The sequence below is a fragment of the Pararcticibacter amylolyticus genome (assembly GCF_003130405.1).
GTDB lineage: Bacteria > Bacteroidota > Bacteroidia > Sphingobacteriales > Sphingobacteriaceae > Arcticibacter > Arcticibacter amylolyticus.
On sequence record NZ_QEAS01000011.1, the window covers coordinates 21,536 to 35,301 of the forward strand.

A 13,766-nucleotide genomic window follows, 5' to 3' on the forward strand; every position below is an offset into this window, starting at 1 on the left:
AATGATGCAGAATGTTCTTATGTGTTCACACAATCCTGATAAGAACTATTTCTTCAGATGCAAAAGCATCTCTTCTGTTGTTTTTGCTATGTCGAAACGCGTTTTCCAGTTCCAGTCATTTCGGGCGAAACTATCGTCGATTGATCTCGGCCAGCTGTCGGCAATAGCCTGCCGGGGGTCGTTACTGATGTAGCTTAGCTTAAATTCAGGAATATGTTTCCTTATTTCAGCAGCGAGATCCTCGGGGGTAAAGTCCATTCCGGCAAAGTTATAGCTTGAGCGGATGGTCAGTTTATCTGCTGGAGCTTCCATCAGTTCAATCGTTCCCCTGATCGCATCATCCATATACATCATCGGCAGACGGGTTTCTGCTGAAAGAAACGAATTGTAGCTACTTTTCTTCAGTGCGTCATGGAAAATATGAACAGCGTAGTCTGTGGTACCACCACCCGGGGCTGCTTTCCAGCTGATCAGTCCGGGATACCTCAGGCTTCTTATATCCAGTCCGTGCTTTTTATGATAATATTCACACCAGCGTTCTCCCGCTAATTTACTGAAGCCGTAAACCGTATTTGGGTCCATCACACAGTATTGGCTTGTGTGGTCTTTGGGCGAATTCGGGCCGAACACAGCAATGGAACTTGGCCAGTATATTTTTTTGATATTGAATTCAAGCGCGAAATCGAGGATGTTGAGCAACCCGTTCATATTAAGATCCCAGGCCAGCTTGGGGTTTTGTTCTCCTGTCGCCGAAAGGATAGCAGCAAGAAGGTAAATCGTTGTGGGTTTGTATCTGCGGCATACCTCTTTCAGGTTTTCTTTGTCGAGGACATTTACAAACTCGAAAGGTCCGGCATTTCTGGTGTCATAGTCCGGACGCCGGATGTCGCAGGCAACCACCTGGTCGCTCTTATATATATTACGTAGTTCGGAAACTAACTCGGTTCCTATCTGGCCGTTAGCGCCAATTACCAGAATTGTATTTTGCATTCGCAAACTTAGATAAATTGCTTAATATGTAAAACATACAAACGTAATTCCGGCAATCACCGGATTTAGCCGGACTGCACAGAGCCTGCATGGTTCAGATAACCTGATTGTTCCCGGATCTGTTCTAAAGATCAGGCCGGTTAGAGAGCCTATAGTTTCCCGGCTCAGAGCTTAGAAGGATCTACTTTTTGTTCCTGATCGTTAATTTTCCTGATGTTATTTTTGACGATGTTGTCTAAATCAACTGAACTGGTCTCCAGCAGCTCATACAATTCATTTCGCTCTTGTTCTGAATGTGCGTCTTTGAGCATTCCGATCAGGCTTAAAACAGAAGCCAGCGGCCTTCTGATTTCATGTGAAATTGCCCAGGCTATTTCCCTGAAAGCGTTGTGTGCCAGCCTTGTCGCCCTTATGGTCTTTTCCAGCTGATCATTCAGCTGTTTTTGCTGTCCTAAGGATCTTTCAAGCTTTTCTTTATTTTGAATAACTTCGGTAACGTCCGTTACCATCACCATGCTGCAGTACTGGTTGTTGAATGTAAGATGATGCGAAGTGATGGACACAAGCAGATGCTGGCCTGTACTGGTGATATGTTCCCATATGAATCCGTCAGACATCGTAGTCTCTCCAATTTTTATAGCGTCCTCCAGCCTCCCTATATCTTTTGCCGGACGGATATCCATGATGGTCATGGACAGGAATTCATTTCGTGAATAACCATATTTGTTAATCGCGGCCTGATTTACCTCTATAAATTTCCGGCTTTCTATATGATAGATCCACATGGGGTTAGGATTAGCAAAGAACAGTGTTCTGTATTGTTCTTCAGATTGCCTTAGTTTCCTCTGCTCTTTCCTGACCTGGCCGTACAGAAGAACAGTACTTAATAACACAAAGACAATGTCATTAAATCCCCTTATGGAATCCTGGATATGGAATGCATGATGCTTTGCGAGCATGGTAATTACAGGATCACTGGAAAGGGCCCAGAGCGAGCCAAAAAGCAGGAATATCAGAGGTATGCGTGAAGTTCGTAATCGCATAACTTACAATGTATGATGTTGTTAAACACTAGTCCCATCGAACTGGCCCTGCTCTGTTTACAAATACATTATAACAAAATGACAGTTGCACTATGGGGTTTATACGGCTTATTCCCAAGATAGTTTTTATTTCCGGGTTTTATGTTAGTTTAAAATTGATATTGATGGACAGCATCGCAAATGTTTGGATTTCATGTAAATATACTGTTCCTTTTTCCATTGTGCATGGTTATGCTGTAATAATATTACTTTGTTAAATACAGAAAACGGATTATCTTTCCGGTCGAAAACACACTATAATCTTCCGATATGCTGACTGTACGATGTATTATTGCCACCTTCTTTTTGGGTATCTGTCTGAATTCCTATTCACAACCGGCCTCTTCCAGGATAAATATCATCCCCGAGCCTGTGGAGTTTACTCAACTCGAAGGATCATTCTTATTACCTCAAAGGGTTGTTATAAAGTCTGAACGGGATTCAGATGCAGTGCGGGTTGCTGCTTATCTTAAAGAAAAGCTGGCGGCTACGGGCAGGAGCTTTATTATAAGCTATAGTGCGGCTTCCGGAAATATCCATCTCGATTTGCTGTCGAAACAAGATACCGAACTTGGAAAGGAAGGCTACCGGCTAACCGTAAATGAAGGAAGAATTCTGATCCAGGCAAACGCGCCGGCGGGTCTCTTTTACGGCGTACAAACCTTACTTCAATTGTTTCCAAAGGAAATAGAGAGCAAAGACATACTGGCTGAAAAGGCATGGAAAGTTCCCTGTGTTACGGTGACTGACTACCCGAGATTCGGATGGAGAGGATTGATGTTTGATGTTGCGCGGCATTTCTTTACGAAGGAGGATGTAAAGCGGCACATCGATCAGATGGCCAGGTATAAGTTTAATTTGCTCCATTTACACCTGACTGATGATGAAGGATGGCGGATCGAAATAAAAAGCTATCCAAAGCTTACACAGGTGGGAGCATGGAGAGTGGACAAGGTAGGCTATTTTGGCGATTTTACACCTCCCGCACCGGATGAGCCTAATACGTATGGTGGATTTTATACACAGGAAGATATCAAAGAACTTGTAAAATATGCAAAGGACAGATTTGTCGATATTTTGCCGGAAATAGACGTGCCCGGGCATAGTCTGGCCGCTATTGTTTCTTACCCGGAGCTTTCCTGCACGCCGGAAGCCAGCCAGTACAGGGTAAGGTCGGGTGAAAGGATTATGGACTGGTCCCGGGGCATGCCTCCTCTTGCATTGGTAGATAATACACTTTGCCCGGCCAATGAAAAAGTATATGAATTCCTGGATAAGGTGGTAACTGAGGTCGCCCAGCTGTTTCCTTTTGAATATATTCATATGGGAGGGGATGAGTGCTCTAAAAATTTCTGGGAAAAAAATCCGGCTATCCTCGAACTGGCGAAAGCGAACAACCTGAAGAACATGGAGGAGGTGCAGGGATATTTTGAAAGGCGCCTGGAAAAAATTGTCGTTTCAAAAGGTAAAAAGTTCATGGGCTGGGATGAGATCCTGGAAGGGGGCGTAGAGCCTTCAGCTGCTGTAATGAGCTGGCGCGGAATGAAAGGGGGGATCAAGGCTGCCAAAGCTAAGCATGAAGTGGTGATGAGCCCTACAACCTTTGCTTATCTGGACTATATGCAGGGCGATCCGGCCATTGAGCCGAAGGTATATGCGACGCTGCGGCTTAATAAAGCTTATCAGTTCGAGCCCCTGCCCGATAGTGTTGATGCAAAATATATAAAAGGAGGGCAGGCCAATCTCTGGACCGAGCAGGTCTATAACATGCGTCATGCAGAATATATGACATGGCCACGGGCCTTTGCTATCTCTGAATCGCTCTGGACGCCTAAAGGAAAGAAAAACTGGGATTATTTCTTCAGCCGTGTGGAAAAGCATTTTGAGCGTTTTGATGAGGCTGAGGTGAAATATGCTCCGAGTGTTTATGATCCGATCATTACAACAGGAGCAACGCCTGACAAGAAATTACAGATATATCTGAGCACTGAGGTAAGCGGACTGGATATTTATTACACGTTCGACAATTCTTTTCCCGACAGGTTTTATCCCCGGTATACGGGTGTGCTGACAGCACCTAAAGATGCTGTTATGTTAAAGATGATCACTTACCGGGGGAATAAGCCGGTTGGAAGAATGATTAGCTATCCGATAAAAGAACTTCAGGATAAACTAAAGGCTAAATAAATAAGGATACCCGTTGAAGGAGGTGTTCCACGGCAGGTAGTCCGGAAAATGCAATATTTATGGACTAAAGTCCTGTAGCGGACAGCAAAATCATTCCTTTATTTGCGCTTGTTATGTCACTGGAGCTAATTTGGAAAAATATAATAAGAAAGCCGGACTGATCTGCTTTACGCAAATAGTAAAGCAATTAATCTGTCCACTTTTCTTATTTATATTTTCATGAAAACCATAATAGAGCCATTCAGAATCAAATCGGTTGAGCCGATCCATTTTACTACTGTTGAAGAGAGAGAAACGCTTCTGAAGCAAGCATCTTACAATCCATTTTTATTAAAAGCGCAGGATGTTATCATCGACCTTCTGACAGACAGCGGTACTAATGCCATGAGTACGGAACAATGGGCCGGGATCATGCGCGGAGATGAGAGTTATGCCGGGAGTTCCAGTTTCTATCATTTTAAGTCTGTGATTCAGGGGATAACCGGAATGCCGGTAGTTATTCCGACACACCAGGGAAGGGCTGCCGAAAAGATCCTTTTTACGCATTTGGGCGGGAAAGGAAAATATGTCCTGAGTAACACGCTGTTCGATACCACACGTGCTAACATAGAGTATTCAGGAGCAGAGGGTGTAGACCTGCTTTGCCCCGAAGGGAAGCAGCCCTCATTGATTGCGCCGTTTAAAGGGAATATGGACACAACTGCCCTTGAAAACTTTATCGGTGAAAAGGGCGCTGCGAATATTTCCATGGTTATTATTACCGTGACGAATAACTCGGGCGGAGGGCAGCCTGTTAGTATGGAGAACATTAAGGCAGTAAGCGGGATTTGCCGTCAGCACGGGATCTTGTTTTTTATAGATGCCTGCCGCTTTGCCGAGAATTGCTGGTTTATCCGGGAAAGAGAGGCCGGATATAAAGGGTGGCCCGTGCGCGAAATCGCCAAAGAACTTTTCTCCTATGCCGATGGATGCACGATGAGCGCCAAAAAGGATTCTTTCGCCAATATCGGAGGATTTCTTGCATTGCACGATGAAAAGATGGCTGAGCAGTTTATGACCACGCTTGTCATCACTGAAGGATTTCCTACCTACGGAGGTCTTGCCGGCCGCGACCTGGAAGCCATTGCCATCGGTTTGAAAGAGGTGATGGATGAGGATTACCTGCTTTACCGGATCAGAAGCATAGAATATATCGGCGAGCAACTGGAGAAGGAAGGAATTCCCTTCATTAAACCAACCGGCGGACACGCCCTCTATCTCGATGCAGCTGCCTTTTTGCCTCATATACCTGCTGAACAGTTCCCGGGACTGGCTCTTTGTGCGGCACTTTATGTAGAAGGTGGCATCAGGGGGGTAGAAATAGGCTCAGTAATGTTTGGTAAATACGATTCTGAAGGCAATCCCATTCCCGCACCAATGGAGTTGGTCAGGCTGGCTATTCCGAGGAGGGTATATACTCAAAGCCATATGGACTACGTAACGGAGGTAATTGTGGATGTGTTTAAAAAGAGGCATGCTGTTTCTGGTTATAAAATAGCTTATGAGGCGCCCTTTTTAAGGCATTTTACTGCCAGATTTGAGCCTCTTTTGTAATATTCCTATATTTTTTGCTTTTTAGATTTCTGATTTTCACAGGAAACGCTTCTTTTGTGTAGTTTTGTTGTGATAAATTTGCAGGATTTGGTGAATGGCCAGGATTTTGGTGGCTTCACCTTATAAAAGATCATGGAAGCAGTTAGTGAAATTGATTGGAGGGGCTCACTGCCCTTCCAGGAAATGTTGGGAGACAGGCCAGTCGAGGTTTATTCCTTTTCGGAACTTTCCGGTAATATGATGCCGACTCCTCATCGTCATAAGTTCGACATGATCTTGTGGGTAAAGAAGGGGACAGGTGTACATGAGATAGAGTACCAGTCGTATGAGATGGTACCTGGCCGGCTTTTCATGATTCCCAAAGGGCAGGTTCACTTTGTGAAACAGTATGCAGAAGATGGCGTTGTTGTGCTGATCAAGGAAAACTCGGGGATGAAGCTGGAATCGTCTGTCTGGCGGTCTTTTTATAATGTTCCTTACGTAGAACTCAACGGCCTTAACTGCGATATTTTTATGGGGCTTTTCAGTTTTCTTCAGATTGAAGCGCGCAATAAATATCCTGATCTCCCGATCATTGAAAACCTGTTAAATGGAATGTTGCTTACGCTGAGCCGTCAGTTAAAGCCGGTCAAGATCTATTATACTTCCGGAAACCTCGATACGGTGCTGAGAGTGCGGGATTTGATTGAACAGCATTACCTGGAGCATAAAGACCCGGAATTTTATAGCCGGCAGACCAACATGACTCTGCGTAAGCTGAATAAGATATTACGGGATATCGAAGGAAAGACCATACACCAGCTTTTACAGGACAGGCTCCTGGTAGAGAGCAGGTCACTTCTGTCGGTGACGAGACTTTCGGTAAAGGAGATCGCATTTATCCTTGGTTTCGAAGATCCCGCCTATTTTTGCCGGTTTTTTAAGAAAAAGGCCGGTAATACGCCGCATACATACCGCGAGCTAAACGCCGGATTTAACACCCCTTCTACAGGTCAAATTCCACATTCCTGATCTTCATGTCTGCTTCCCCGCAATATTCCGCATACCAGCGGATAGCATCTGTTACCAGATCGATGCCCTGGTCGTTATAGCCGATTGTTTCAAAGGCCAGAGGTGATCCCTTGCATTCGCCGAAGAAATGCATTTCGGTATCTTTAAATTCCGGGGCAACTTTTGATATCTCTATAACACGTACTTTAATACCGCTGATCCTGTTATAAACGATAACAGCATTACCCTCTTCCGGAAATCTGAGGATTGAATAAGCTTCATTATTGTCCATGATCTGTAAATCTGAAAACTGCGAATTTGTTTGAATTACTCTCCCTTTGGCTGGTTAAAGCAGTACTGAACTACTTTCCGGTACAGGTCGTCGGGAAGGAAGGGTTTGATAATGATGTCATCTATACCGGTTTTCTGAATCTGGTTATCGGTTTCATTCGGCAGATCGGCGGTTAGGGCGATGATGGGGATCGTTACCTTATCCTGCCGCATCCGGGAGGCAGATTCGTATCCATCCATAACCGGCATATGAATGTCCATGAGTACGAGATGATGTTTTTCTTTATCAAGCCGGCTTAGAGCTTCCAGGCCGTTTGAAGCAACGTCGACACTTGCTCCCCATTTTTCAAGGAATTTACGGGCAACCATTACGTTCATCGGGTTATCTTCTACCAGGAGGATCCCGATTCCTTCAAAGGGCTTATCTTTCGTTTTAAAAAGCTTTTTGCCTGTTTCTTCAGCATCTGCCGGAATAGTTAGTTTTCTGAACGTCTGCGTAAAATAAAATATAGATCCTTTGCCTTCCTGGCTGATAACCTGGAGAGACGAGTTTTGGAGCTCCAGGATCCTTTTACAGATGGAAAGTCCGAGACCGGTTCCGCCAAAGCTCCGCGATGTGGAGGAATCCGCCTGGGTGAACCGGTCAAAGATGACGGCCTGTTTTTCTTTTGGAATGCCGATCCCCGTGTCTCTGACTTTGAATTTAAGGGTAATGGTCTCCTCTGTTTCGTTAATAATTCCAATGGCGAGCTCTACGTATCCTGAATTTGTAAATTTTATCGCATTGCTTACAAGATTACTGATCACCTGGTAAATTCTCGTGGGGTCTCCGCTTAGTTTTTTATGTCTCAGGGCAGGCGACATCTTAAGCCGCAACTCAATGTTCTTATCCTGCGCTTGTCTTAGCTGTCCTCTGACAATATTTTTGGCAATGAGAGAAAGATCCATCCCGATATTTTCAAAAGAGATCTTTCCCGCTTCTATTTTACTGTAGTCGAGGATATCATTGACAATAGAAAGCAGATTGTTTGCAGAGAACAGAAGAACTTCAAGCTGTTCCACCTGATCCTGGCGGGGCTGGCTCTGAAGCAGAATATGGCTCATCCCGATGACGGAGTTGAGGGGAGTCCTGATTTCATGGCTCATTGTACTCAGGAATTCGCTTTTAGCGACCAATCCCTGCTCTGCTTCTTTTTTCGCCTTTTTCAGGATGAAAGAAACTCTGTTGGATAACACCATCGACTGAAAGAAGAAGAATATAACATATCCTATAAAGCTGATCAGTTGTAATGAAGGTATCAGATCCCAGTAATGTAACAGCGATATCATGAATACGGGCACCAGCGCCAGTGCTCCCAGTATTGAATAGACTGAACCGGGACGTCGTCTTTTCCAGGCAACGATATATACGTATGGCAGGTAAGCCATACAGAAGACAGTAATGAGCAAAAATGGATTGATCAATAATGTAAACCAGGAAGCCGGGAATATCAGTGCTATAAAAGAAAATAATGCGCAAATCCCTGCAACAATATATACAACAGTATGGTTGACGTCAAAGGGGTACAAGCTCCTGGTGTACAACGCGAAGAGGCCTATTCCAATAAAGAGCGTAATATACTCCAGCCTGGTGGTTAGATACCAGCTGAGATCGGGCAGCAGGGTATGCAGTTCATAGTTATCCGTACCAATAATCCGGTAGCTGTAAATGATTGAAAATAATGAGAAGAGAAGGATCGCTTTGTCCTTGTTGCCAAGAAGGTATAGTCCAAGGAAGAAAAAACCACCCATAAAAAGGCATCCGGTAAGCAGGAAGTCTATGGCCTGTTCTCTTTGATGATCAAGACTGAGTTCGTATTGTTTTCCCAGGACGATTGAGTTGGATGCCCCTCCCTTGCTGTGAACAAAATTGGCTACCTGCAAGGTAAGTATCACGGTATCCAGGTCGCCGGGAATGTTCACTGCCCGGTAATGCCAGTAGGGCTTAAAGGTGTCCGGGCTGGTACCGACGATGCCATTTTCTGTAGCGGCTTTTTCGTTTACGAATAGCTTGTATGCTGAATAGGGGCTGGGAACAACAATTCGCAGAGGTTCTGTATTGCCTGGAAGCAACATCGTCAGCCGGTAAGTAGCATATCCGAAAGAGGGCAGCTTTTCTCCGTTCAATTCAAATCCATTCCATTTGAAAGGGAAGTCTACCAGGATTCTTTTCGTTTTTGGAGGAATGCCTGGCGTTACCAGTTCATGCCAGTAAAATTCCCATTCTCCATTGAGCCGGATCGCCCGCCCGAATGTTTCCTTCCGGAGGTCGATCTTTCCATTGGATGCCAGAACAGGAGAGGGCGCAGCCGCGTAGCTCCAACTAAGTAAGAAAGAAAATAAGGCGATAACCGCTGACAAAAATCCTTTTAACCCCATTTTTTTTATTCAAAGTATCCCGGCAATTAAACCTGTTCGGAAGGCCAATAGAAATGGTTAGCAATTAGTGTAATCAGAATTTAAATAAAGAAAAAATCGCCGATAATCCAAGTGTACAAAGCTTAAAAAAAAGTGATTATAAAACAATTTTTTACAAGTTTTCGCGGGTGGTTTGTTCACATATCGGGGTATTGGACCAGTGTCATTCCGTTCCCTGTGTTGATTTTTCTGACAAAGTGTTGCATCTCTCCACAGTTTGTGCAGACAGCAAACTGCCTGACGATACTGAATTGCGCTGGCACATCATTTGACTCTCCCTGGCGGTTTGTATTGTGAAGGTTAGGAAGCATCTATGAAAATTCTTTTTTATTCTTTCGATTTTATACCCTGCATCTGCTAGTATAACATTTTCCAATATCTGATCACGGAGCAGTTAAAGACAACTGAACTGCTCCGTTTATTTTTACTAATTGATATGTACTCAGTAATGATGAAAAGATTACTTACATCTGCGTGTAGTTTGTTTTTCCTGTTTTGTGTTTTTACTTCCTGCCGGACAAATGATGTTTATAAAACTCCTAAATTAACCCAGTTCAGAGGAAAGTCACTCCCTGCTCCTCCGGGAATGACCTATATTCCCTCAGGATCTATTCTTTACCGGACATCGGCAGATAGCGGTGCTACATCAAAGAGCATCACGTTAAGTGCTTTTTTTATTGATGAAACAGAAGTTACTAACCGCCAGTACAGGAAGTTCGTTGATTGGGTTGCCGACTCCATTGCTGTTACCAATTACCTGAATGATGAGAAGTACTTCAGGAAAGCGGATGGTGAATCTGCGGTGAGGTATATAGACTGGGAGGTGGTTAATAAGAGCTCTCCTCTTTATAATAGTTCTGATCCGTCTGTCAGGGAAAAACTCGCTCCCATGTTTGTTTTAAGAGGGGATCAGCAAGTGCTCAATTCTTCTCTTCTTAAATACCGTTTTACCTATATGAAGGCCGGTGGAGCAGACGAGGGCACTTATGTCACCGACACTGTGGTTGTTATGCCGGCGGAAGGGATCTGGTCAAAGGATTTTCCGAATGCTCAGATGACGATGATGGACGGCAATTATTTTTATCATAAATCCTTTGATAATAATCCGGTAGTAGGAGTTAGCTGGAAGCAGGCCCGGGCGTATGCTGACTGGAGGGGAAAAGAGATTGCCTCTTCCCTGGAAAAGAATCCTTATCTCAAAGGTTTTAAATATACTTTCAACCTGCCATCAGAAGCGCAGTGGCAGTATGCCGCTGAGGGGAAAAGCAGTGCAGCCGACAGCAGCAGGAAAAAAGGCTCCTCCCGTGGAAACGGCAAGCTGGCGGTGAATTTTAAGCAGGGGGAAGGCAAGTATGCAGAAGACGGTTCCACCTTCACTCTTCCTGTAAAAGCGTATGCTCCTAACGCTTTTGGAATCTACAACATGGCCGGAAATGTTGCCGAATGGACTCTTGATGCCTACAGCCCATCGGCGATAGAGTTTGTCAACGACCTGAACCCGGTGCTGCTTTACGATGCCCGGGAGCAGGACAGCGAGATGAGCAAGAGAAAGGTAGTGAGAGGCGGCTCATGGAAAGATCCCGGAACCATGCTGAACAGCTATACCAGAAATTATGAAAATCAGAATACCGCACACTCTTATATAGGCTTCCGGTGCGTGATGTCGGCTATGGAACTCCCCGGGAACCAGGTTAAAAGCCGCAGATATTCGTCCAGATAATTCATTCATTACTTTAATTCGCTCACACTATGAAGATCGTTCTGTTTATTTCAATGATATTGCTTGTTACCAGTACTTTTGCACAGCAAACCGTATCACCGGCGTCAGTTGAAGACACTGTTGCGGTACCTGTAACAATGACTGATTCCGTTCCTGTTTCCTCAGTTACTGCTGTTCCTGGTGATACCAGCGTTTTGCAGGATACTATTCCTCTTACTGATGGATATTTTCAGGCAAATACAGCGCTGGAGGGGGCGGTCCCGTTTCAGTACCCTAAAATTGACCCTGCAAATATCCGTTTTTATAAACGCGTTTGGCGCGATATTGATCTGGCTGATCAGCGGAATCAATTGCTTGGGGTGAAAGGCGCCTCCTTGATTGAAGCAATTATGAAAGACATTGCCGCCGGGAAGTTAACTCCTTATGAACCCTCGGAAGACAGCTTTAAGCACAGGCTTTCAGCTCGTGAGGGATCCGCCCGTTTTCAGGACAGCGTGCTGGTGCCGATCTTTGATCAGGATGGGAACCAGATCGAATCGAAGATGGTGCTGAATGATTTCGATCCGGCCAAAGTGACGAAGTTTCGTATTAAAGAGGATATTTTCCTGGATAAGCAGCGCGGAAGGGTTGAAACCCGGATTATTGGAGTGGCGCCTATGATGAATGTCACGACTTCAGACTCAACAGCGCAGTCCGTTGGCTCGACTCCTGCCTTCTGGCTTTATTTTCCTCAGCTGCGTTATACGCTTGTGAAAATGGACGTTTCAGACCCCGAGCGGGACCTTTTTGAAATGACAATGGATGACGTTTTTGTTCAGCGCAAATTTGTGGGTACGATTGTCCGCGAGGCGTCTGCATCCCGTCAGGGCGTGGCTGGTGAGGATGGCATGGACGCGGATAAAATGGAGCGCCGCATAGAGGATTTCAAAAAGAACCTTTGGCAAAACCCGGATGGTACAAAGGTATTGACGACAGTGGATAAGAAGAAAAAGGTAGAATGAGGTACTTTGGGGCTTTGCTCTTAGTTGTTTTTCTTGCAGTAAGCGGGCAGCTAAGAGCACAGCAGTTTATAGATTTCTCAGCTTTTAGCCCATTTGTTGGAATACAAGCGGGCACTCAGGGGATTGGCATAGAGAGCGGCTATCCCCTGGGTAAAGCCTTTAATATACGGGCGGGTATTAACTTTTTCCCTCCAGCGCGGTTCGATATAAAAAATAATGGCCTGAAAGTGTCCCGGTCAAACGTGATGCTTACGGCGGACTGGCAACCCCTGTTCGGAAACGAAGGGTGGTTTGCAAGGAAATGGTTTGTCTCCGCCGGAGCGAGTCATTTCTTTCAGAATAAGGCCAAAAGGATTGTCGGTCATTCCGAAGATGATGGAGATGATTACGATTATACTGTGAAGTTACACCAGGTACCTTATATCGGTACCGGTCTTAACCGCATTACTTTAGGCAACCAGTTTTATCTTTCTTTAAATGCCGGTTATTTTATATCTGTGAAGAGCCCGGAGGTGATTATGGAGGGAACCGGTGAATTCCATTTGCAGCGTCAAAAGAATATCAGGAACAAAATTGGTTCATTTCCCTATAATGCGTTGAAGGGACTAAACGCCCAGGCTGGATTTTACTGGACATTTTAAACTGTCCGGCTTTCCGCTCCGGGATTTCTTCCGGATTGTATGTAACATTATGGAGATAAGAGCGTCTTATTGTTTTAAACGCCCCTCTTTATGATGAAGATAAAATCTCTTGCCTGGTACTTCACTTTGCTGCTTCCTGCTCTTCTGTCGGGATGTAATCTGAATTGTGTGAACCCTTCGGGTAAAACTGCTGCCGTTACAAAAGACCTTGAGAGGTTTAGTAAAATTTCGGTTGGCGGAGCACTGAAGGTTTTTATAAAGCAAAGTGATAAGTCGTCGGTGAGTATTGAAGCAGATGAAAATGTTCTTCCCCTGATAAAAGCGCGTGTTTCAGGCGAAACGCTGGAAGTAAGGCAGGAAACTAATCTCTGTAACGCCGGGGAAGTAAAGGTATATATCACGTCGCCGGAATTTAAAGCGCTTGATCTTTCCGGTGCGGTCGAAGTAGCTAATGGCAGCCCGGTTAATGGAGAAAAGCTGGACCTCAGCCTCTCCGGCGCGAGTAAGGCCGATATCAGGGTGAATGTTGAGGAGCTTCGGACGGAGGCAAGCGGAGCTTGTGAGATTAACCTCCAGGGCCGGGCGAATAGGCACCATGTCGAAATGAGCGGAGCCGGGTCTTTGAAGGCGCCGGGATTGCAGGTTGCGGATTATCATATCGAGGGCTCAGGTGCATGCAAGCTGTCAATCCATGCAACAGAATCTCTTGACGTTAATTCCAGCGGTGCAGTTGTGGTGGAATATAAAGGGAATCCTCAACGGATAAACAATAACAGTTCAGGCGCCTCTCATTTAAAGAAGCTCGGAGAATAAC

General features: G+C 45.0%; 11 protein-coding genes. 7 read left to right on the forward strand and 4 right to left on the reverse strand.

Going from position 1 to position 13,766, the window contains the following annotated elements; genetic code table 11:
* Positions 1-45: 45 nt before the first annotated feature.
* Both DDR33_RS13860 and DDR33_RS13865 read right to left on the reverse strand, forming a co-directional pair.
* Positions 46-990, reverse strand: a complete 945-nt coding sequence (locus tag DDR33_RS13860) for an NAD-dependent epimerase/dehydratase family protein (protein WP_202913742.1) — start codon at positions 988-990, stop codon at positions 46-48.
* Between the two features lie 164 nt (positions 991-1,154).
* Positions 1,155-2,033, reverse strand: a complete 879-nt coding sequence (locus DDR33_RS13865; RefSeq protein WP_109416404.1) for a PAS domain S-box protein — start codon at positions 2,031-2,033, stop codon at positions 1,155-1,157.
* Positions 2,034-2,342: 309 nt separating this feature from the next.
* On the opposite strand from DDR33_RS13865, the gene DDR33_RS13870 reads away from it, so the two are divergent.
* The 3 genes from DDR33_RS13870 to DDR33_RS13880 all read left to right on the forward strand — a co-directional run bounded on the left by DDR33_RS13870 (position 2,343) and on the right by DDR33_RS13880 (position 6,863).
* Positions 2,343-4,259: a beta-N-acetylhexosaminidase gene (locus tag DDR33_RS13870; RefSeq protein WP_109416405.1), complete on the forward strand. Its 1,917-nt coding sequence runs from the start codon at positions 2,343-2,345 to the stop codon at positions 4,257-4,259.
* A gap of 219 nt (positions 4,260-4,478) precedes the next feature.
* Positions 4,479-5,852, forward strand: coding sequence for a tryptophanase (locus tag DDR33_RS13875; RefSeq protein WP_109416406.1), 1,374 nt, complete (start codon positions 4,479-4,481; stop codon positions 5,850-5,852).
* Positions 5,853-5,984: 132 nt separating this feature from the next.
* Positions 5,985-6,863, forward strand: a complete 879-nt coding sequence (locus DDR33_RS13880; protein ID WP_109416407.1) for an AraC family transcriptional regulator — start codon at positions 5,985-5,987, stop codon at positions 6,861-6,863.
* Here the strand turns inward: DDR33_RS13880 and DDR33_RS13885 are convergent.
* Together DDR33_RS13885 and DDR33_RS13890 are read right to left on the reverse strand one after the other, a co-directional pair.
* Complete coding sequence (locus tag DDR33_RS13885; RefSeq protein ID WP_109416408.1) at positions 6,838-7,134, reverse strand: hypothetical protein; 297 nt, start codon at positions 7,132-7,134, stop codon at positions 6,838-6,840. The two genes, DDR33_RS13880 and DDR33_RS13885, sit on opposite strands and share 26 nt — an antisense overlap.
* Before the next feature lie 35 nt (positions 7,135-7,169).
* Positions 7,170-9,551, reverse strand: coding sequence for an ATP-binding protein (locus DDR33_RS13890; RefSeq protein WP_109416409.1), 2,382 nt, complete (start codon positions 9,549-9,551; stop codon positions 7,170-7,172).
* 487 nt (positions 9,552-10,038) lie between these two features.
* On the opposite strand from DDR33_RS13890, the gene porK reads away from it, so the two are divergent.
* The 4 genes from porK (at position 10,039) to DDR33_RS13910 (ending at position 13,765) form a co-directional block, all read left to right on the forward strand.
* Positions 10,039-11,310, forward strand: coding sequence for a T9SS ring complex lipoprotein PorK/GldK (porK, locus tag DDR33_RS13895; RefSeq protein WP_158280750.1), 1,272 nt, complete (start codon positions 10,039-10,041; stop codon positions 11,308-11,310).
* Between the two features lie 29 nt (positions 11,311-11,339).
* Positions 11,340-12,311, forward strand: a complete 972-nt coding sequence (porN, locus tag DDR33_RS13900) for a type IX secretion system ring subunit PorN/GldN (RefSeq protein WP_109416411.1) — start codon at positions 11,340-11,342, stop codon at positions 12,309-12,311.
* Positions 12,308-12,952, forward strand: a complete 645-nt coding sequence (locus tag DDR33_RS13905; RefSeq protein ID WP_109416412.1) for a hypothetical protein — start codon at positions 12,308-12,310, stop codon at positions 12,950-12,952. The genes porN and DDR33_RS13905 overlap by 4 nt, the downstream gene beginning before the upstream one ends.
* Before the next feature lie 90 nt (positions 12,953-13,042).
* On the forward strand, positions 13,043-13,765 hold the full coding sequence (locus DDR33_RS13910; protein ID WP_109416413.1) for a head GIN domain-containing protein: 723 nt from the start codon (positions 13,043-13,045) through the stop codon (positions 13,763-13,765).
* The last annotated feature ends 1 nt before the right edge of the window (position 13,766 follow it).